General features: G+C 74.6%; 18 protein-coding genes. 12 read left to right on the plus strand and 6 right to left on the minus strand.

The annotated features are described in order from the left end of the window. Positions 1–49 precede the first annotated feature (49 nt). The 3 genes from CD790_RS26735 to CD790_RS26745 all read right to left on the minus strand — a co-directional run bounded on the left by CD790_RS26735 (position 50) and on the right by CD790_RS26745 (position 1,842). The gene (locus CD790_RS26735; RefSeq protein WP_144385917.1) at positions 50–445 is read right to left on the minus strand and encodes a helix-turn-helix domain-containing protein; all 396 of its coding nucleotides are present in this window, start codon (positions 443–445) and stop codon (positions 50–52) included. 10 nt (positions 446–455) lie between these two features. Beyond that, on the minus strand, positions 456–1,106 hold the full coding sequence (locus CD790_RS26740; RefSeq protein ID WP_144385918.1) for an NAD(P)-dependent oxidoreductase: 651 nt from the start codon (positions 1,104–1,106) through the stop codon (positions 456–458). Positions 1,107–1,194: 88 nt separating this feature from the next. After that, on the minus strand, positions 1,195–1,842 hold the full coding sequence (locus tag CD790_RS26745) for a DsbA family protein (protein WP_144385919.1): 648 nt from the start codon (positions 1,840–1,842) through the stop codon (positions 1,195–1,197). Positions 1,843–1,927: 85 nt separating this feature from the next. Between CD790_RS26745 and CD790_RS26750 the strand changes: the two genes are divergently transcribed. From CD790_RS26750 to CD790_RS26760, 3 genes are all read left to right on the plus strand, one after another. Then, positions 1,928–2,842, plus strand: a complete 915-nt coding sequence (locus CD790_RS26750; RefSeq protein ID WP_144385920.1) for an AraC family transcriptional regulator — start codon at positions 1,928–1,930, stop codon at positions 2,840–2,842. Positions 2,843–3,086: 244 nt separating this feature from the next. Continuing rightward, positions 3,087–4,589 carry a phosphoribosyltransferase family protein gene (locus CD790_RS36210; protein WP_260867901.1) on the plus strand — a complete coding sequence of 501 codons (1,503 nt, stop codon included), beginning with the start codon at positions 3,087–3,089 and terminating at the stop codon, positions 4,587–4,589. Between the two features lie 29 nt (positions 4,590–4,618). Next, complete coding sequence (locus tag CD790_RS26760) at positions 4,619–4,891, plus strand: DUF1876 domain-containing protein (RefSeq protein WP_144385921.1); 273 nt, start codon at positions 4,619–4,621, stop codon at positions 4,889–4,891. Between the two features lie 190 nt (positions 4,892–5,081). Here the strand turns inward: CD790_RS26760 and CD790_RS26765 are convergent, their stop codons facing one another. Both CD790_RS26765 and CD790_RS26770 read right to left on the minus strand, forming a co-directional pair. Next, positions 5,082–6,389, minus strand: coding sequence for a DMT family transporter (locus tag CD790_RS26765; RefSeq protein ID WP_144385922.1), 1,308 nt, complete (start codon positions 6,387–6,389; stop codon positions 5,082–5,084). A 159-nt stretch (positions 6,390–6,548) separates the two neighbouring features. After that, positions 6,549–7,331, minus strand: coding sequence for a thioesterase II family protein (locus CD790_RS26770; protein WP_260867902.1), 783 nt, complete (start codon positions 7,329–7,331; stop codon positions 6,549–6,551). A gap of 705 nt (positions 7,332–8,036) precedes the next feature. Between CD790_RS26770 and CD790_RS26775 the strand changes: the two genes are divergently transcribed. After that, positions 8,037–8,717 (plus strand): alpha/beta fold hydrolase, encoded by a 681-nt coding sequence (locus CD790_RS26775; protein WP_186319255.1) that lies wholly within the window; start codon positions 8,037–8,039, stop codon positions 8,715–8,717. Positions 8,718–8,766: 49 nt separating this feature from the next. On the opposite strand, the gene CD790_RS26780 is transcribed toward CD790_RS26775, so the two are convergent. Next, positions 8,767–9,750: a DUF3048 domain-containing protein gene (locus CD790_RS26780; protein ID WP_399218269.1), complete on the minus strand. Its 984-nt coding sequence runs from the start codon at positions 9,748–9,750 to the stop codon at positions 8,767–8,769. A 192-nt stretch (positions 9,751–9,942) separates the two neighbouring features. On the opposite strand from CD790_RS26780, the gene CD790_RS34870 reads away from it, so the two are divergent. From CD790_RS34870 to CD790_RS26815, 8 genes are all read left to right on the plus strand, one after another. Continuing rightward, on the plus strand, positions 9,943–10,113 hold the full coding sequence (locus CD790_RS34870; RefSeq protein WP_186319256.1) for a hypothetical protein: 171 nt from the start codon (positions 9,943–9,945) through the stop codon (positions 10,111–10,113). A gap of 670 nt (positions 10,114–10,783) precedes the next feature. After that, entirely contained in the window at positions 10,784–12,979 is a 2,196-nt protein-coding gene (locus CD790_RS26785; RefSeq protein WP_144385925.1) for a hypothetical protein, read from the plus strand. A 74-nt stretch (positions 12,980–13,053) separates the two neighbouring features. Next, complete coding sequence (gene pelF / locus CD790_RS26790) at positions 13,054–14,568, plus strand: GT4 family glycosyltransferase PelF (RefSeq protein ID WP_144385926.1); 1,515 nt, start codon at positions 13,054–13,056, stop codon at positions 14,566–14,568. Continuing rightward, entirely contained in the window at positions 14,565–16,769 is a 2,205-nt protein-coding gene (locus tag CD790_RS26795; protein WP_144385927.1) for a hypothetical protein, read from the plus strand. The genes pelF and CD790_RS26795 overlap by 4 nt, the downstream gene beginning before the upstream one ends. Before the next feature lie 197 nt (positions 16,770–16,966). Next, the gene (locus CD790_RS26800; RefSeq protein WP_144385928.1) at positions 16,967–17,968 is read left to right on the plus strand and encodes a GDP-mannose 4,6-dehydratase; all 1,002 of its coding nucleotides are present in this window, start codon (positions 16,967–16,969) and stop codon (positions 17,966–17,968) included. Positions 17,969–18,119: 151 nt separating this feature from the next. Then, a complete protein-coding gene (locus CD790_RS26805) occupies positions 18,120–18,833 on the plus strand; it encodes a sugar phosphate nucleotidyltransferase (protein ID WP_144385929.1) in 714 nt (237 codons plus the stop codon). Positions 18,834–18,841: 8 nt separating this feature from the next. After that, complete coding sequence (locus CD790_RS26810; RefSeq protein WP_144386111.1) at positions 18,842–19,840, plus strand: NAD(P)-dependent oxidoreductase; 999 nt, start codon at positions 18,842–18,844, stop codon at positions 19,838–19,840. A 29-nt stretch (positions 19,841–19,869) separates the two neighbouring features. After that, positions 19,870–20,571 carry a spherulation-specific family 4 protein gene (locus tag CD790_RS26815; protein ID WP_144386112.1) on the plus strand — a complete coding sequence of 234 codons (702 nt, stop codon included), beginning with the start codon at positions 19,870–19,872 and terminating at the stop codon, positions 20,569–20,571. The last annotated feature ends 170 nt before the right edge of the window (positions 20,572–20,741 follow it).

Consider the following 20,741-nt stretch of genomic DNA (forward strand, 5'->3'; position numbering starts at 1 on the left):
TCGGCGGCATCCGGCGCCGCTCCATCGCGGCCGGCGGCCCGCTCCGGGTTCATGCGGAGCGGGCCACCCCCGGTTCCGGCAGGGCCGCGGGACCCGACTCCACCGCCGACTCCTCGCCGACCGACTCCTCGGGCCCGGTCAGATACCGCCGGGACCAGGCGCTGAGCGGCTCCAACGCCTCGTTGAGCGCGATGCCGCTGGGAGTCAGCGAGTACTCCACCCGCAGCGGGAGTTCGTGGAACACCTCGCGGTGCACGACGCCCAGCGCCTCCAGCTCCCGCAACTGCTGGACCAGCACCTTCTCGCTGATGCCGGGGACCAGCCGACGCAGTTCACCGAAGCGGGGCCGGTGGTGGTAGAGCGCCCAGAGTATGAGCACCTTCCACTTGCCGCTGATGACGTCGACGGCCGCGACGGTGGGGCACTCAACAGTCCGCTTCCTCATGCCGACGACCCTACCGGGCGACGGTGAAACGCTCCCCGATGTGCTGCGGACGCTCGATCTCGTCGACCAGCGCGACCGCGTAGTCCTCGGCGGAGATGACGCTCTCGCCGTCGGCGTCGGTGACCAACTGCTCGGTGCCGGTGCGGTAGGCGCCGGTGCGCTCGCCCGGGGCGATGGTCGCCGCGGGGCTCAGGCTGGTCCACCGCACGTCGGTCACGCCGCGCAGGAACTCCAGCGCGTCGCCGTGCGCGTGCATGATCTGGAGCAGCCAGTCGGGCAGTCCGGGCGCGTCCCAGACCCGCACGCCGGGCGCCGTCTCCAGGCTGCCCGCGCCGCCGACCGCGATCAGTCGCGGGGCGTCCGCGCCGAGCGCGCGCACCCCCTCCACCAGGGAACGCGCGGCCGGCTCGATGAGCTTGAGGTGACCGGGGCCGTCGCCACCGCCGACCGCGCTGACGACCACGTCGTGACCCTGGGCGGCCGCGGCCACGGACTGCGGGTCGAGCACGTCGCCGGTGGTCACGCCGAGGTTCTCGTGGCTGCGGGTGAGCTTGGCCGGGTCGCGGACGACCGCGGTGACCTGGTGGCCTCGGGACAGGGCCTCGTCCAGGACGCGCTGGCCGATGGTGCCGTTGGCGCCGAAGAGGGCGATCTTCGCCATGGGGGGTTCTCCTTCAGAGGGTGCGTGTGAGGGGTGATGCTGTGAGGGGTGATGTGGATACGGGGGGTGATCAGGTGGTGCGGGCGGATCAGGCCGTGCCGGCGGCCAGGTGCTGTTCCAACGCCGCGGTCAGGTCGTCCGACGAGGCGACCGGGCCGCCCAGGCGGCGCACCCCGCCGGCGGGGGTGTGCAGCAGCAGCGTCGGGTAGCCCTGGACGCCCAGCCGACGGGTCTCGCGCATCTCCCGGGCGGCCTCCTCGCGCACCGCCGGGTCCGCCAGCGCGGCCGTCACCGCGTCCGGGTCGAGGCCCAGCCGCTCGGCCAGCGTCCGGTAGGTCTCCGGCGCCGACAGGTCGCGGCCGTCGCGGTAGAACGCCTGCTGAACGGCGCCCGCGAACTCCACCTGGCGCTCCGGCGCCTGGCGGCGCAGCGCCACCAGACCCACCGCCGGACCCGCGGAGTCCATCACGGCCGAGCCGTCGGCGAGCAGCTCGCGGTACGCGTCTCCGAAGACGGCACCGGTCAGCTGCGCGATGCGCTCGTTGGCGGCCGGGATGTACGGGTGCGCGGCCAGCGGAGCCGCCCGGTCGCCGAGGAACAGCCCGCCGCTGAGGACGCGGATGTCCACCCGCGCCGCGTTGTCGGCGGCGAAGCGGCGCAGCGCGGGGCCGAAGCCGTAGCACCAGCCGCAGTACGCGTCGAACGCGTACGTCAGCCGGGCGCGCTCCTTCTCCATGACCTTCTCCTTGTTTCTCTTTCGGTCATCTGCCTCAAAGCTAAGTCCATAAGCCCAGGTGAACGAGGTATCCTGGCGACTGAGCATGGTGAAAAAGCGACACGATCGGCGGAGCGCGATCCCCGAGGTCGCCTATCGGGCCCCCGCCGGGGCGCCGCCGGGCGTCGAGGTGATGTCCCTGCGCGACCTGCGGGAGCGGGCGCCGGAGGGTGAGTTCGACGCGCCGCAGCGACCGCGCTTCCATCTGCTGTTCGCCATCGACGCCGGCACCGCCTCGCACGCCGTGGACTTCTCCGGCTACACCCTGAGCGAGGGCAGCGTGCTGTGGGTGCGCCCCGGGCAGGTGCAGCAGTTCGGCGACCTGGCCGCCATCGAGGGCACGCTGGTCCTGTTCCAGCCCGGCTTCCTGTCCCCGGCCACCGGGGCGGCGGCCCGGCTGGACGATCCGTACGCCGGCACCTGGTGGCAGCCGGTGGGGGAGGACCGCGCGGCGGTCCTCGCGGCGCTGCGCCACCTCGCCCAGGCGTACGACTCCGGTCACGGGCTGCCGGCCGATGTGCACGCCGAGGTGCTGCGGCACCTGCTCTCCGTGCTGGTGCTCCGCGTCGCGCACCAGGCGGCCCCGGCGGGCAGTGCCGTGGCCGCGCCGCCGGAGGCGTTCGTGCACTTCAGGGACGCGGTCGAGCGCGACTTCGCACGCACCCACCGGGTCGCCGACTATGCACGGGCGCTCGGATACTCGGCGCGCACCCTCTCCCGCGCCACGACCGCGGCGGCGGGGGTCGGCGCCAAGGAGTTCCTGGACCGGCGGGTGGTGCTGGAGGCCAAGCGGCTGCTCGCGCACAGTGACCTCGCGGTCGCGCGGGTCGCCGCGCAGATCGGCTTCCCCGACCCGGCCAACTTCTCCAAGTTCTTCCAGCACCGCGCCGGGCAGACGCCCGGGGAGTTCCGTCGCACGATGCGGGGGCCGGGCACCCCCGGGGCCGTGGCACGGGGCTAGCGGGCCAGGTCGGCGCCGGGGTGCGGGCCTGGTCGACGCCGGGGTAGCGGGCCAGGTCGGCGCCGGGTGACGGGCCCTGTCGGCGCCGGCGCCGGAGGCGACCGCTGGGGTTCAGGGCGCGTCGTCGCCGCGGGGCCTGCCGATGCCCTGCTCTCCTGCCCGTTTGCCAAAAACGAACATTTCGGCTTGATTCGGAAGTGGCGGGCCGTGAGCCTCGCCGCCGTCGCCGCGCTGGGGGCGCATCATGTGGTTCAACGACCGAACGGACGCCGGGCGGCGCCTTGCCGGGCGCCTGGAGGAGCTGCGCAGCGAGAGGCCGATCGTCGTCGGCCTGCCGCGGGGCGGGGTGCCCGTCGCCTTCGAGGTGGCCCGCGCCCTCGACGCCCCGCTGGACGTGATCATCGTCCGCAAGCTCGGCGTCCCGTACCACCGGGAGCTGGGATTCGGCGCCATCGGCGAGGGCGGCGCGCGCGTCGTCCACGAGGACATCGTCCGGATGAGCCGGGTCGACCAGGCGGATCTCGCGGAGGTCGAGCGCACCGAGGAGGCCGAACTCGGGCGCCAGGCCGAGCGGTTCCGAGGCGGCCGAGAGCGGATCCCGCTGTCCGGACGGGTGGTGATCCTGGTCGACGACGGCATCGCCACCGGCGCCACGGCCGAGGCCGCCTGCCGTGTCGCGCGCGCCCAGGGCGCGGCCCGCGTGGTGTTGGCCGTCCCGGTCGCGCCCCCGGACGCGGCGGCCGCGCTGCGCGCCGAGGCGGACGAGGTCGTCTGCCTCTCCACGCCCAGCGACTTCTTCGCGGTCGGTGAGTGGTACCGGGACTTCTCCCAGACCTCCGACAGCGAGGTCATGGAGCTGCTGCACGCCGCCGCGGCGGCATACGGCGAGACCCACGCGGGCACCTCCGGCGACACCGCCACTCCGGAACCGCGACCGGAGCCGCATGCGGAGCCGAAGCCGGAGCCGGTCGCGGAGTCGAACCCGCCCCCGAGCCCGAATCCGGGGTCCAACCCGGGGCCCCACCCGGGCCCCGCCGTGAACCCGGGGCCTGGGGCCGGCCCGGCACCCGCGTCCGGTCCGGTGCGGATCCCGGTGGAGGGCGGCACCGTGGAACTGGCGGGCGATCTGGAGCTTCCCGGGGCGGAGACCGCCGCGCGGTCCGAGGGGGGAGAGGGCGCCCCGGCCGGGCCCGCCCCCGCCATCGTGGTCTTCGCGCACGGCAGCGGCAGCAGTCGGCACAGCCCGCGCAACCGGTCGGTCGCGGAGCGCCTGAACCGGGCGGGCCTCGGCACCCTGCTCTTCGATCTGCTCACCGCGGAGGAGGAGATCGACCGGGCGAACGTCTTCGACATCGAGACGCTGGGGCGCCGTCTCGCCGAGGTCACCCGTTGGCTCCGTACGGAGACCGGCGGTGCCCAGGCCGTCTGCTACTTCGGCGCGAGCACGGGGGCGGCGGCCGCGCTGCGGGCGGCCGCCGCCCCGGGCGCCGACATCGCCGCCGTGGTCTCCCGGGGCGGCCGCCCCGACCTCGCCGGGGAGCGGCTCGCCGATGTCACGGCGCCGACCCTGCTGATCGTCGGCGGCCGCGACGAGACCGTGCTCGACCTCAACCGGCAGGCACAGGCCCAGCTGCGGTGTGAGAACCGGCTGACGGTGGTGCCCGGCGCGACCCACCTCTTCGAGGAGCCGGGGGCCCTGCGGAAGGTGGCTGATCTCGCGTGGGAGTGGTTCAGCGCGCATTCTTGAAGCCTGAGAGGCAAGAGGAGGTGGTCGCCGTGGAGACGATCGTCGGTTGCAACATCGAGATGGAGTTCCATGAGGTCGACGCGACGTTGACCGAGGCTGACGTGCGGGTGCGCCTGCACGACGGGACCGAGGTGAAGGCGCATGGCATCGCCCACCGGCACCCCGACGACCCGGCCCAGCAGCGGGTCGGCGAGGAGATCGCGGCCGCCAGGGCGCTGAACGACCTCTCCCGGCAACTGCTCGACAAGGCAGGCGGAGACATCGAGAAGGTCACCCACTCACCGGCACGCCTGATGGCATAGGAACGTCGTCCCGCGCCCCGCACGCGGGCGGGGCGCTTCCCGATGCGCATGACGGCCGGAGCGCCGGGACCTTCCCCGGGCGCCGGTGCTCCTCTCGCAGTGGTGCTCCCACGGCACCGAGAGAACAACGGAGGGCGGGGCCCGTCAGGCCCCGCCCTCCGCGCGCCCTCCGCGGCGGTCTCAACCGCCCCTACCGCTCCTGGAGCACGCGCGACGCGCGGTCGAAGTCCTCGCGGTCGTTCCCCCCGAGGGCGCCGATCCGGCCGACCAACCGCAGCGCGTTCGCGACCTGGGCGACCTGGGGCACGGCCGAGGACACCGGAGGCACCGCCGACGCGGTCGGGGCGGCCGGCAGGGTCGGCGGCGGCAGCTCGCCCGACCGCGAGCCCGGCTCCTCGACGCTCTCCTCCGCGGGGCGCGCACGCGGGACGGGCACGGCCGCGATCCGCCCCGGAGCGACCTCCGCGGGGGTGGCCGGGGGCGTCGACCCGGCCGGCGCGGCGGCGGACCCGAGGCGAGCCGGGGATCCGGCGGGATCGGTGGTCGGCTCGACGGGGGCGATGGTCGGCCCGGCGGGACCCGCGGCCGGTCCCGCGGTCGGTCCCGCGGTCGGTCCCGTGGCGTCCGCGCTGCCCGCGCTCCCCATGGCCTCGACACCGGCGGCCTCGGCCGGCTGGGCCGGGCCCTCCGTGGTGAGCAGGGCCAGCCCGGCGGTGGCGACCGCCGCCGTGCCCAGGGCCAGCAGGGTGCCGGCGAGGCCCAACCGGAAGTGTTCGCCGAGGGCGGCAACGCCCACGCCGGTCGCCACCACGGGGTTGACCACCGTGGCGGTCGCCAGCGGCGCGGCCAGCCCCGCGCCCCGGTAGGCGGACTGCGAGAGGAAGACCCCGGCGGAGGCCAGCAACCCGATCATCACCAGGCTGGGCAGCGCCTCCGCCCAGGCGTCCCACGCCCAGGCCACCGCCACGTTCTTGGTGAAGACCGAGGAGATCCCGAACGCCGTCCCCGCCGCGGCGGCCAGCAGCACGCTGCGGACGCCGGGCCGGCGCACCCATCGCGCACCGCCGGCGAGCACCGCGACGAGTGCGACGGTCGCCACCGTCACGGCGATGCGCTCGGCGTCGGCCAGCGCCTCGGCCGGCGCCGGCCCGGTCAGCGAGAGCAGCCCGGCCAGGCCCGCGGTGGCCAGCACCGCCCCGCGCCAGCCGGTGGCGCTGACCTTGCGCCGCACGAACAGCGCCGCCATGGGCAGGGCGAAGACGATGGTGAGCGCGCCCAACGGCTGGACCACGCTCAGCGGTCCATAGGCCAGGGCGAGCACGTGCAGGACGCCGCCCACGCCGTTCAGCGCGACCGCCGCCCACCAACTGCCGCGTCGCACCGGCGCGTACGGCCGCTGCGGGGATGTGGCTGCGACGTGCTCCTGGAGTATGGCCCCGGCGGCGTAGCACACCGCCGAGACCAGTGCCAGGACCACGGACAGCGCGAGGGCGGTCATCTCGGGTCCCGCTGTGGTCGTCGTCCCATACCCCTAACAATGACTCCTCGGTCGCGCCGCGTCGTCGTCCTCAAGCACGCACTTCGGCGTACTACTGACGTAGTACGTCTGGTGGAACGGTCTCTTATCGGACGTCAGGGGGCCGATCCCGCCCAGCCCTTATCCGGCCACCTCGAAGGCGCCTTCGGAGAGCGTGCGGAGGTCCTCGACCATGGCGGCGGCGACTTCCCGCTCGGCCCCGTTCAGGTAGAAGTGGCCACCGCTGAAGGTGCGCATCCAGAACGGCCCGCTGGTGAGCCCCCGCCAGGCTTCGGCCTCGGCGGGAGTGACCCGAGGATCGGAGTCGCCGACGAATGCGCTGACCGGGCAGCGCAGCCGCACTCCGGAGGAGTGGGAATACGTCTCGATGGCGGTGTAGTCGGCGCGCAGCGGCTTCACGATCATCCGCACCATGTCCGGGTCGTCGAGAATCCGCGCCTGAGTTCCGCTCAGCGCCTGGATTTCCTTGAGGAGTCCGGCGTCGTCGAGGAGATGCACGGTCTCGTGCCGGTGGATGGTCGGTGAGCGGCGACCGGAGACGATGATTCCCAGCGGCGGGTTGACGCCCCCGCTCTCCAACCGGGCGGCGGTCTCGAAACCCACGACCGCGCCCATGCTGTGGCCGAAGAGGAGCAGTGGCAGATCGGTCATCGGGGTCAGTGCCGAGGCGACCTCGTCGGCCAGTGCCCCGAGGTCCGTGAGGGCCTTCTCCTGGTGGCGTTCCTGCCGGCCGGGGTACTGCACCGCCAGCAGGTCCACGCTGGGCGGGAGATGCCGCGTCAGGGGGAAGAACGCGCTCGCGGAGCCGCCGGCGTGCGGCAGGCAGACCACCCGCACGGTGGCGTCGGGAGCCGGCCGGAATCGACGGAGCCACGCCCCGCTCTGTGAGGTCTTACCAGTCAACGGAACGCACTCTCCTGGTCCTTCCCGGACCCTCCGCGACGCTTTCCGCCACGTGGTGCCGTGGCGTCGCTGAGGGTGGATCGAAGCGGCGGTGACGACGCGCGAATCAAGGGCGTCGTGCCGTGCCATAGCGGGGGGTGAATGGTGTGTCGACCGACGCCCCGGCGTGTCCGGCCCGCTGTGCCGAGGTGCCGAAAACGGCCGAGACGGCCTGAACGCCAAAGCACCACACAATTTTGACGCTATATCAGGTCTTCTTGAGTCGGGCTGACCGCATGATATACCGAGGCCCGCGGGGCCCTGCAAGACGCGGCTTCCGCCCGCGGAACGCCCCTGTCCACCGGCCGTGCGGGCCAAACCCGAGATGCGGGGGCGACCGGTGTCGGCTGCACCTCGGGGCGGTGTCGCAAGCATTTCGTGGGAACGTCCGCCCATTCGACGGGGCCCGCTCTCCCCGCTCCGCCGCCGAGGAATTCCACGCCGTTCGCCGGGCTCTTTGTCCGAATCCCTTCGGTGATCGGCTGAACGTGGCGCGAGTCGCGCTGGAGGAGCCCGCGGGACGACGCGGTGCCGCCCGCGCCGGACGCGGGTGCCTCCCGTTGGCGGAGCGCGCGGCGCCCGCGCCGGCGTGTTCGACGCGCGGGTCCGGGTGCGGCTCGTATGGTCCCTCGCAGGCCGGAATCCGTCGCATCGGAGGCGTACCTCGTGGCAACCATCCTGCTCGTGCACGGCGCCCTCGCCGACGGTTCCTGCTGGAGCGAGGTGATCCCGCCCCTTCAGGACGTCGGGCACTCCGTCGTCGCCGTGCAGCAGCCGCTGTCCTCCATCGACGACGACGTCGCGCGGGTCCGCGCGGAACTGGAGGCGGTGGAGGAGGCGGTGGTCCTCGTCGGTCACTCCTTCGGCGGAGTCGCCATCACCCAGGCCGCGCACCACATGCCCCACGTCAGCGCCCTGGTCTATGTGGCGGCGTTCGCGCCCGACGAGGGGGAGAGCGTGGCGGGGCTCACCGAGCGGGCGCCGAAGCTGCCGTCGGCCGAGCGGTTCACCGTCGACGAGGGCGGCCGCTTCAGGCTGTCGCGACAGGACTTCCCCCGTTTCTTCTGCCCGGACGTCGATTCGGTGCGCGCCCGCGTGCTGGCCGCCGCGCAGGGCCCCGCCGACGCCGGGCGGTTCGACTACCGCTCCGGGCCGCCGGCCTGGCGGGAACACCCGACCTACTACGTGGTGGCGGGAGCGGACCAGATCGTCCATCCGGAGCTCCAGCGGTGGCTGGCCGCGCGGATGGGCGCCATCGTGACCACGGCCGACGGCGCGGGCCACGCCGTGATGGTCTCCCGCCCGGACGTGGTCACGGAGGTCGTCCTCGCCGCGGCCGCGGCCTGAGCCGGGCGCGCCCCGCACGAGCGGTCCGTCGAAGGGGCCGGTCGCGGGCTCAGGCGGGCGGCTGGTCGTCGGCGTCCGCGTACACGACCCACACCGGACCGGTGGCGAAGGCCAGGCGCTTGCCGTCGGGGTCGAGGAACTCGGTGCCGTCCCGCGCGGTGCGCCGCTCCCAGACCGCCTCGTACGACCTGCCGTCGCGCAGCACCGACGCCCGGCCCGCCCCGGTGGTCTCGGTCAGCGGGGACACGCTGCCCAGCCGGTCGTGGTAGCGGGAGGGGTGCACCCGGACGTACTGCACGACCACCGTCGCGGCGCCGAGCCGGTGGCCGTCCGTGGTGGTGGCGGCCCTGCCGTCGAAAGAAACCAGCCAGCGCCGCCGCTCCGCCGACCAGGTGAAGCCGAAGCGCGCCGAGGGGTACCGCACGGTGTGCTCGGGCTCGGCCCGGCCGCCGCCCTTCGGCGCGGCCCCGAAGCGGAAGCCGATGTCCGCGGCCTCGCTGGCCTTGGGCGCGGCGCGCAGGGCGGCGGCCGGACGGACGTAGAGGTTGTACGGGGCGGCGCGGTCCCGCCCGCGGTAGTACGCCTCGGGCGCGCGCCCCGGCGGCACCGGGTACAACGGCGCGGCGTCGATGGCGGGCTGGAGCTTGCGCTGCACCCCGGAGTACGCGAGCGCCGGGGTGCCGAACTGACGCAGCAGGTCCAGGTCGGTCTCGCGGGCGCTGCGCACGGGGCCCACGGCGGGCGGCAGCTCGGCGGAGAAGATCGCGAGCATCCGGCTCAGCCCGGCCTCGACCTGTTCCACATAGACGATGTCGGCCCGGTCCAGCCCGGTCTGCGGGCGCGCGGGCGCGGCGTTGTCGATCTTCACGGCGAGCACCGGGCGCGGCTCCGCCGGGAGGCCGGTGAACGGCGAACGCCCCTGCGGCACCCCCTCGTCCTCGGCCTGGCAGCCCGCCAACGCCAGCAGCAGCGCGGCCGCCAGCGCGACCAGCGCCCGAGTCCCCTTGCCCGCTTCGACACCTGTCACCCGCACGGCCGTCACCCCTCTCGGCACAAGCTCAGCATGCGCGGGCCGCTCACGCACCCCCTGGCCTGCTGATCGTCGCGCCGTTGGGCGTGGGACGGCGCGGGCTCCACCGAAAATCGACGCGCGCTGACAGGGGTGCCTCGTTAACCTGATGTTTGCCGTCGGACAGTCACCGCGTCCGACACAAAGGAGCCCAAGGTGACAGCCGAGAAGAAGAAGCGGAACGATTCGTCGGCCGAGAGCGAGGAGCGCCCCGCGAGGGAGCGTCAACTCGGCAATCTGGAGGTGTGGGCGCGGTCCGCGCCCATCCGACTCGCCGGTTACGAGGAAGACCTCGCGGAGCCGCATATCCTTCCCGGGATCGACTGACCTCCCGGGTGTCGGCCGCCCCCGGGCGTCGCCGGCCCTCCGGGTGCCGATGGCCCCTCGGGTGTCGACGCGCCCCTCCGGAGTCGACTGACGGATCTTCAGGACCGGTCGTGGCCATGACCGGAGGAGGCGGAGAGTTGCATTCCGTCTCACCCGCAACAATTCGGACGGCTCGCATTCGGCCGATTTAACGAAGATCCAATTAAGAGGAACGGGTTGTCGTACTCCGGGGTAATCCATGGCCATTGCCACCGGTATAGACCATTGACGTGACAGGTCAGCCCCGGATGTCCAACCCGCAGGGTTTCCCACACCTGCCGATGACGGTCGGTGAGCCTCCGTTTCGGGAACGGCGAATTCCAGTCACCGCCGTGAGCCCGTTGACCGGAATCTCGCCACAGTGCCCTTCGATCGGTTGAGGCATGGCGCACTATATGGCGTGCGACTTCGGCTTCGGTCGCGCGCCCACAACGCGGACATCGACGTACGCGTCGGGCACAGGGCAGGGGAGTGTGCAGCCGGGGAGGGGAGCCCCGGCCGTCGCGGAAGCCGTTCTCGGGGATTCACTCATCTCGCGTGCGCCGTAGCCGGCTGCGGCCTGCCCGCGCCCGCGAAGAACAAACCGGTCGACGGCTGCCCGCGGGCAGCCGTCGGCGTGGGGGGAGACACCATGGGTCGTCCGACCCGGCTGGCCGCCGCATGCGCGGCGGCGGCCCTGCTCACCATGGGCGTACCGGCGACCGGCGCGAACGCCGCCGAACCGACGCCCAGAATCGATCTGCGGGTGCTCGTCGTCACCGACGGCGGCCCCGCCACCCAGGCGATCATGGCCGAACTCGAGGGATCCGGTACGCCGTACACCACGGTCGACCTCACGGCGGCCGGGCGGCCGAAGATCGACGAGGCGTTCCTCAGCGACTCCGTCGACGGACGGCCGAGGGCCAGGTACCAGGCCGTGGTGCTGCCCGACGACAACCCGTTCGGCGACGCTTCCGCCGAGATGGCGGCCCTGGCCTCCTACGAGAAGCGGTTCGGCATCCGGCAGGTGGACGCGTACACCTACGCCCGCCCCGCCGTGGGCCTCAACCTCGCCCAGAACCCCGGCTACGCGGGATCCCTGGACGGCCGTATCGCCCAGGTCACCGCGGCCGGCGCCGCCGGCCCCTTCGGCTACCTCGACGGACGGATCCCCTTCGAGGACGCCTCGCCCTCCGTGAGCGAGAGCTACGGATACCTGGCGGTGCCGCTGGAGCGGCAGGCACCCGGCGCCGGCTACACCAGCTACGTCGACGCGCCGATCGACGGCACCTCCGCGCGGGGCTCGCTGATCGGCGAGTACACCCACGACGGACGCAGCGAACTCGTCGTCACCTTCGTCTACAACCAACACCAGAGCCAGTACCGGCTGCTCGCCCGCGGCATCGTCGAGTGGGCCACCCAGGGCGTCCACCTGGGCGCCGACCGCAACTACCTCGCGGTCCACGTCGACGACGTCCTCGGCGCCGACGACCGCTGGGACACCGAGCTCAACTGCACCCCCGGCGACATCGACTGCGGCAGCGCCGGAAGCGGCGTGGAGAACGACCCGATCCGGATGACCGCCGCCGACGCGGACCACGCCAAGCAGTGGTCGCAGTCGCACGACCTCCCGCTCGACCTCGCCTACAACGCCGGCGGCAGCGAGTCGTACAAGGAGGAGCACGGCGGGACCGACCCGCTCGCACAGCGGCTCATCACCGACCAGAGCGCCTTCCGCTGGATCAACCACACCTACAACCACCCCTTCCTGGGGTGCGTGCAGGACACCGGCGTCGTCCCCTGGCGCTGCGCCGAGGACCCGCTCGGCGGCACCCGCTGGGTGGGCCAGGGCGAGATCACCTCGCAGATCGACGACAACCTGGCCTGGGCCGGCCGGAACAACGTAGCGGTGGACCGCGACGAGCTCGTCACCGGGGAGCACTCCGGCCTGAAGACCCTCCCGCAGCAGCCGGAGGACAACCCGAACCTGTCCCCGGCGCTCACCCTCACCGGGGTGACCTCGCTCGCCAGCGACAACTCGCGCGAGCGGGAGCAGCGCACCCTCGGCCCGGCGCGGACCGTGCCCCGCTTCCCGATGAACGTCTTCTACAACGCGGGCCGCACCGCCGAGCAGGTCGACGAGTACAACTGGATCTACACCAGGAAGGCCGACGGCGGCAGCGGGCTGTGTGAGACCACCGCCAACACCACCTGCCTGCCGGAGCCGCTGGACACCACGACCGGCTACGCCTCCTACATCGTGCCGCTGGAGTCCCGGATCGCGCTCGGCCACGTGATCGCCAACGACCCCCGCCCGCACTTCATCCACCAGTCCAACCTCGCCGAGGACCGCATCGCCTACCCGGTCCTGGAGAAGGTCCTCGCCGACTACGCCGGCCTCCACGCGGACAACACCCCGCTGGTCAACCTGCGGATGAAGGACATCGGCAGCGAGCTGCGGCGCCGCGCCGCCTGGCGCGCCGCCGTCGACGCGGGCCGCGTCAGCGGCTACCGGATCGGCGACACGGTCACCGTCACCACCGACGGATCGCACGTCCCCGCGACCCTGCCGCCCGGCACCGAACTGGCCCAGACCCAGGGCGGCGTCCCCTTCGGCAGCCCCTACGCCGGACGGCGCTCCGGCTGGGCCGCGCCCGCCGGGCTCCAGAACGAGGTGGTCCTCACCCTGCCCGGCGGCGCCACGCCCGCCGCGGAGTCCGCGCCGGTCACCGCCGCCCGGGTGCAGGAGCCCGCGCCCGAGCCGGTGCTTCCCGCGGGGGTGCGCGAGCCGGTGTCCTACGGGCCCGGCGACACCGTCGCCGAGAGCGCCCGACAGCCCCGCAGCTAGGCCCCGGCCGCGACCGGCGACCGGTCGTACCGGCCACCCGCTTCCACACCGTCTCGGGGGAGACACGAACCGACATGCGCGGACCGCTCGCCGAACCCGTGTTCGGCACCACTTCGGTGACGCTGCTCACCGAGGGCACCTACCCGCACAGCCACGGCGGAGTGAGCGTCTGGTGTGACCAGCTCGTCCAGGGAATGCCCGACGTCGACTTCCGGGTCATCGCCGTCACCGGCACCGGCCGGGAGCCCCTCGCCTGGGAGCTTCCGGCGAACGTGCACGGTGTCGACTGTCTCCCGCTGTGGGGGCCGGCCACCGGCCGGCCGCCCCGCCGCCGCGAACTCCGCCGCTTTCTGACCGGTTACGAACGCTTCCTCAGCGCACTGCTCGACACCCGCCAGGACCCCTGGCAGGAACGGGCCTTCGCCGAGGAACTGTACGGTCTGGCCCACTTCGCGGAGCGGGGCACGCTGTCCGCCGCGCTGCGCACCGAGGCGGCGGTGCGCGCGCTCAGCCGGGTGTGGAACCGGCCGCACCTGCCCACCGCCGCCGCCCGCCCCACCCTCCACGACGCGCTCACCGCCACCGACCTGCTGGAGCACGCGCTGCGCCCGCTGGTCGCGCGGCCGCCGTCGGAGGGGGTCACCCACGCGGTGAGCGGTGGGCTTCCGGCGCTGCCCGGACTGCTGGCACGGGAGCGGTACGGCACCCCGTTCCTCCTCACCGAGCACGGCGTCTACCTACGTGAGCGGTACCTCGGCTTCCGCACGGAGCCGTACCGCTGGCCGGTGAAGGCGCTGATGCTCGGCTTCTTCCGGCTGCTGGCCCGCGAGACCTACCGGCGGGCCGCACTGGTCACCCCCGGCAACCGCTACAACCGCCGCTGGGAGGAGCACGGCGGCACCCCGCCGGAGCGCATCCGCACCGTCTACAACGGCGTCGACCCGGCCGCCTTCCCGCCGGCCGGTCCGGAGCCGGAGACCCCGACCCTCAGCTGGGCCGGGCGCGTCGACCCCATCAAGGGTCTGGAGACCCTGATCCGCGCCTTCGCGCTGGTCCGCAAGGAGGTGCCCGCCGCGCGGCTGCGGCTGTTCGGCGGCACCCCGCGGGGCGGCGAGGGCTACCGCACCGACTGCGAACGGCTCGCCGCCGACCTGGACGTCGGCGACGCCGTCACCTTCGAAGGCCGCGTGGAGGACATCCGCGACGCCTACGCCGCCGGCAACGTGGTGATGCTCTCCAGCATCAGCGAGGGCTTCCCCTTCACCCTCATCGAGGCCATGTCCTGCGGCCGCGCCACCGTCTCCACCGACGTCGGCGGGGTCCGGGAGGCGGTGGGCGACAGCGGCCTGGTGGTGCCGCCGCGCGACCCCGAGCGGATGGCCCGCGCCGCGCTGAAGCTGCTCCACGATCCGGCGCTGCGCGCTCGGATGGGCGAGGCGGCCCGGCTCCGGGTGATCGAGCAGTTCACCCTCCGCCAGACCATCAGCGCCTTCCGCGACATCTACCACGAACTGGCCGGAGCACGCCGCCCGGAGGCGGCCCCCACCTCGGCACCCCCCATGGCCCTGGCCGCGGGCGGTGCCCGGTGAGCGGCCTCATACGGCTCATCCCGGACGAGCCGCCGACCGAGGCGGGCAGCGGCGCGCGCGGCGGGGAGACGGCCGGCGTTCCGGTGGCGAGCAGCGGACTGCGGTATGCCGCCGACGCCGGAGTGCGGAAGCCGGGCGGGGGAGTGCGGTCCGGTACCGGCGCGGGCGCCGGTGCTCGGGCCGTGGGCAGCGGGCCGTGGGCGGAGGTCGACGCCGGAGTACGGGCCGTGGACGACCGGCCGTGCTCCGATGTAGGGGCCACCGTTCCGCTCCGCACCCCCGGGTGGGCGGCCCGCCCGGGGCACGCGACGAGCGACTCCGTACCACGGCGACCGGGCCCCGCGGTGGCGCGCGGTGGGCCGTCCGGCACCGTCCCTCCGGCCGTCCCGCGGCCGTCCGCGGCCCCGCGGCGTGCGCCGCGGTGGGCCACCGACCCGGTGCACGAGCTCGCCGACGACCTGGCGGAGGTGATCGCCGCCGCGGTCCACCCCGACGAGATCGCGGCGGTTCTGGAGGCCGACGGGCTCACCGGGGACCAGGTGCGGGAGCGGTTCGGCCGCCGCGACACCTTCGAGCTGGCCGCCGAGCTGTACGCGCGCACGCCGCGTGGGTTCCCCGAGCCGCCGGCCGGCACCGACCCGTGGCGGGTGGCCCCCGGTCAGTTCGTGCTGCGCGGGCTGGTGTTCACCCTGCCCGGCCTCGGCTACGCGCTGGGGGCACCCTTCCTCGGCGGCCCACCCGACGGCTTCGGGCTGCCCGCCGGGTGCGCCGCGCTCACCGCCGCGGCACTCCTGGGCTGGGCCTGGAACCAGGCGCTCGCCCACCGCGCGTTCACCGCCCTGGCCGTCGGCGGCCGCGCGGCGGCCGGGCGGTCGCTGCTGAGCGGCGCCCCCATCGGCGCGCTGCTCGGCTTCCTGGCCGCCTGGCTGCTGCCCGCCTCCGGCGGCGTGTGGGCCTTCGCCGCCGGCCAGTCGGGCTATCTGGCGGCCGCCACCGCCCTGCTGGTGCTCGGTCGGGAGCGACTGCTGCTGCTCGCCCTGGCACCCACCGCCGCGGGGGCCCTCGCCCTGCCCCTGTTCACCCCGCCGGGTCCGGTCCGAGTCGCGCTGCTCGCCGCCACCGTGGCCGGGGCGCTCGCCATGGCCGGCCGGGAGGTGGCCCGAACCGGGGCGGTATGGATCCCCCGCCGCGCGCGCCGCGAGGACGGCGAACCGGCCGCGAGCGGTAGGGGAGAAGCCGCGAGCGGCAGGGGAGAAGCCGCGAGCGGTACGGGCGGGGCCGCGGCCGCGCCGGACGCCTCGCCGCGCTCCCCGATCTCCGCCGTGGCGTGTGCGGGCTCGGGGGCGGACGCGCCGCGGGCCCGGCTCGTCCCGTGGAGCCGGCATCGCCCGCTCCGCGGGCCGGCGCGGGCGGTGGGCGGACGGTGGGCACGGCTGCCGGTCGTCCTCGCACGCTCGGTGCCGGGCGCGCGGACCGCGCCGCCCGCGGCCGACGCCTCGCGGGCGACCGAGCCCGGTGCCGGCTCCGCGCGGCGGTTCCCGGCGCGCCGGGCGCGGCGACTCACCCACCCTCGGCGGCGGCGGGGTCGCCCGCGCGCCGGCGGGGGACTTCCACCGGTCGCCGCGTCACTGCCGTACGGCCTGTTCGGACTGGGGTGCGGGGTGCTGACGACGGTGGCGGCCCTCGGCGACGTGCTGCGGCACACCGCCGGCGCCGCGGTCGCCGGGGCCGTGGTCGTCGCCCTCACCCTCAGCATGGGGGTCGCCGAGTGGCTGCTGTACCGCTGCCGTTCGCGCGCCCTGGCCGCGCTCGCCGCCAGCCGCACCCCCGGCGGGCTGCTGGTGCGGGCCGGCCGGGTGCTCGGGCTCTGCCTGGCCGGCTATCTGACGGCCCTCGCCCTGCTCTGCCACGCCGTCGACGCGCTGTGGCCGGTCGCCGCCGCGCCGCCGCTCGGCCCGGACCGGCTGCTGGCGACGCTGGCCCTGGGCGCGGTGCTGTGGACCGGGCTGCTGCTCCAGGCGTTCGGCAGCGCCTGGTTCCCCGCCGCGGTCTGCCTGCTCGCCTCGGGCGTCGAGGCCACGGCGCTCGCGGCGGACACCGGCTCGTCCACCACCGTCCAACTCCTCGCCTGCGGAGGGGCGGCGGTCGCGCTGCTCGCCGCCGCCACCACGCTGCTCGGCCGCACCACCACGCACCGCTGAACCGCCCGGCGCCCGTACACCCCACCCCGTACGCGGTCCGGTTCCCCCACGCCCGGCACGCCCACGCACCGCCAGGCCGCACCCGCACACGTACGTGCGGGCGCGTCGGCACGCACCCACGACCCACGGGCGCGTGCCCGCACGCCCGCACGACATCACACAGATCGACCGACCCGTAACAGAGGGAGAGCATCCGCATGTCCACAACGCCACGCGTCGCCGTCACCGGCGCCGAGGGATTCATCGGCTCGCACCTGGTGGAGGCGCTGGTCGCCGCGGGTCACCCGGTCCGCGCCATGGTGCAGTACAACTCGTTCTCGTCGTTCGGCTGGTTGGAGACGCTGCCCGCGGAGGTGCTCGCCGAGGTCGACATCCAGCTCGGCGACGTCCGCGACCCCGGCTCCGTCACCGGGCTGGTCACCGGGGTGGAGGCGGTCTACCACCTCGCCGCGCTGATCGCGATCCCGTACTCGTACCGGGCCCCGCACAGCTATGTCGAGACCAATGTCACCGGCACCCTCAACGTGCTGGAGGCCGTGCGCCACCTGGAGATCCCCCGGCTGGTGCACACCTCCACCAGCGAGACCTACGGCACCGCGCGGACCGTGCCGATCACCGAGGACCACCCGATCAACACCCAGTCGCCGTACGCCGCGTCCAAGGCGGGCGGGGACCGGCTGGCCGACAGCTACCACGCCAGCTTCGCCACCCCGGTCGTCACCCTGCGCCCCTTCAACACCTTCGGCCCGCGCCAGTCCATGCGCGCCGTCATCCCGACGGTCATCGGCCAGGTCGCGGCCGGGGAGCGGACCATCGTCCTCGGCGACCTGCGCCCCACCCGCGACTTCAGCTACGTCAAGGACACCGTCGCCGCCTTCCTGGCGGTCGGCACCGCGCCCGCCGAGCAGGTCGTCGGCCGCACCTTCAACTCCGGTACCGGAGGCGAGATCTCCGTCGGCGAGCTGGTCGGCCTGATCGGCAAGCTGATGGGCGCCGATCTGGACGTCCGAGAGGACGAGGAGCGGGTGCGGCCCGCGGGCTCCGAGGTGATGCGGCTGGTCGCCGACGCCTCCCGGCTGCGCGCCGCCACCGGCTGGAGCCCGGCCCACACCCTGGAGGACGGGCTGCGCCACACCATCGACTTCTTCCGCGACCCGGCCAACCTGGCCCGCTACAAGACCGACCGCTACAACGTCTGACCGACCCGACCGACCTGACGGGCCGACAGGTCCGTCCGTTCCCGGGGTCGGTCCGGCACGACCCCTGTCCACGAGCGCGCGTCACGGTCCCCGAGTGGGGCGCGCCCCAAGACAGGCACCTCCTCACGACCGCTCCGAGAGAGGACACGCCATGCACGCAGTCATCCTGGCCGGAGGCAAAGGCGTCCGGCTCCGCCCCTACACCACCGCGCTGCCCAAACCGCTGGTCCCCATCGGCGAACAGCACGCGATCCTGGAGATCGTGATGCGTCAGCTGTCGTCGGCCGGATTCACCAGCTGCACCCTGGCCATCGGCCACCTCGGCCACATCATCCGCGCCTACGTCGGCGACGGCTCCCAATGGGGGCTGAGAGTGGTGTACGCCACCGAGGAGAGCCCGCTGGGCACCATGGGGCCGCTGCTCACCATGGTCGACCGGCTCCCCGAGCACTTCCTGGTGATGAACGGCGACGTCCTCACCGACCTCGACTTCGGCGACGTGCTCCGCACCCACCGGGAGTCGGTGGCGCCGCTGACGATCGCCACCTACGCCCGCCAGGTGCACATCGACTTCGGCGTGCTGACCACCGACTCCGGGCGCGTCGTGGACTTCACCGAGAAGCCGAGCATCGACTACCGCGTCTCCATGGGCGTCTACGGCGTCTCCCGCGCGGCCCTGGCCCGCTACACCCCCGGGCTGCCGCTCGGCTTCGACGAGCTGGTGCTGGACCTGCTGAAGGACGGCACCCCGCCGCACGCCTACGAATTCGACGGCTACTGGCTGGACATAGGCCGCCCGGACGACTACGACCGCGCCAACGCCGAGTTCACCAGCCGGCGCTCGTTGCTGATCAAGGGAGCGTGAGGCTTCCCGTGCGCATCCTCGTCCTGGGCTCCACCGGCTTCCTGGGCGGCCACACCGTCGAGCAGCTCCGCGCCCTGCCGGGCGTGCGGGTGCTCCTCGGCGGCCGCGCCCCCGGCGCCGAGCCGCACATCGACCTCGCCACCACGCCGCTGACCGAGCTGACCGCCACCCTGCGCGACCTCGACCCGGACGCGGTCGTCAACTGCGCGGGCGCGGTCGGCGGCGCCGCGCCGCGCCTCGCCGAGGTCAACGCCCGCGGCCCCGCCGTGCTCGCCGAGGCGCTGTGGCTGGCCGCCCCCGAGGCGCGGCTGGTGCATCTCGGCTCGGCCGCGGAGTACGGCGTCACCGAGGCCGGGCGGGGCGTCGCCGAGACCACGCCGGCCCGCCCCGTCTCGTTGTACGGCGCCACCAAACTGGCGGGCACCCTCGCCGTCACCGGCTCCTCGCTGGACGCGGTGGTGCTGCGGGTGTTCAACCCGGTCGGTCCCGGAGCCGCCCCCGCCTCGCTGCCCGGCCGGCTCGCCGCCGAGCTGCGCCGCACCGTCCCCGGTGAACCCGGCGCGACGGTCGCGGTCGGCGACCTGTCCGCGCACCGCGACTTCGTGGACGCCCGGGACGTGGCGCTGGCCGCCGCGCTCGCCGCCACCGCCCCCCGGCAACTGCCCCGCGTGCTGAACATCGGCAGTGGCACCGCGCGGCCGGTGCGCGAGGTCGCCGAGCAGCTGGTGCGCGTCAGCGGCTTCCGCGGCCGGATCGGCGAGACCCTGGACACCACCCCGGGCGCCGAGCGCTCGGGGGCCGTCTCCTGGCAGCGCGCGGAGATCGCGGCCGCCGGCGAGGCGCTGGACTGGCGGCCGCGGTACGCCTTCGCCGAGTCGCTCGCCGACCTGTGGGCCGCCACGGTCCCGGCCGCCGGGCCGCCCGGGGCCGACCCGAGGTCCGCCGCCCCCAGGTCCGCCGCCCCGCCGGCCACCACCGCGGCGCCGACGGGAGACCCGGCGCGGTGACGGAGCCCCAGGGGCGGCTGCTCGTCCCGATGTATGTGCACCCGGCGGTCGATCCGGCCGCCTGGCGGGCGCTGGAGCGGGCCGCCGCGCGGCTGTACGCGGTGGTGCTGAACGTCGCCGACGGGCCGGGCGACCGGCCCGACCCGGCGTTCGGCACCGCCGCCGATCGGCTGCGCGCCGCCGGCGTGCCGCTGCTGGGGTACGTCGACACCGCGTACGGCCGCCGCCCGGCCCGCGCGGTGGTCGCCGACATCCGCCGGCACCGCCGCTGGTACCGGGTGGACGGGGTCTTCCTCGACCAGGTCGCCGCGCGGGCCGCGCTGCTGCCGCGCTACCGGCGGCTGATCACCGCCGCGCGGCTGCTGGGCGCCCGTACCGCGGTGCTCAACCCCGGCACCCACCCCGATCCGGGCTATGCGCGCCTCGCCGACCTCCTGGTCACCTTCGAGGGCCGCTTCGACGCCTACCGCACCAGCGAGGTGCCGGCCTGGACCGCCGCCCATCCACCACGGCGCTTCTGCCACCTGGTGTACGCGGTGCCCGAGGGGAGCGACGGCCTCGTGGCCCGTACCGCGCGCCGGCGCGGAGCCGCGGTCCACTACGCGGTGCCGGGAGCGGGCCACAACCCCTGGCGGTCCGCGCCCGCCGACATCGAGGTCGACGGGCACGCGGAGGACGGCGACGGGACGGAGGAGAGGGACGGCATGGAGTCCCAGGGGGAGGGGACATGAGGGCCCGGCGCGGCCGGCCCGGCGCCGGTCCGCGTTCGGCGCGCCGGCGTCGGGCCCGCTGGCGGTCGTGCCGCTCGCGCTCGCCGACCGCTCCGGCGCGGACGGGCCCGGGGACGCGCCGCCCGGCCCGTCCCCGGAGGCCGCCCGCCCGCCGCAAGGAGCCCGCTCGG

Source organism: Streptomyces sp. SAJ15 (assembly GCF_007595705.1).
GTDB lineage: Bacteria > Actinomycetota > Actinomycetes > Streptomycetales > Streptomycetaceae > Streptomyces.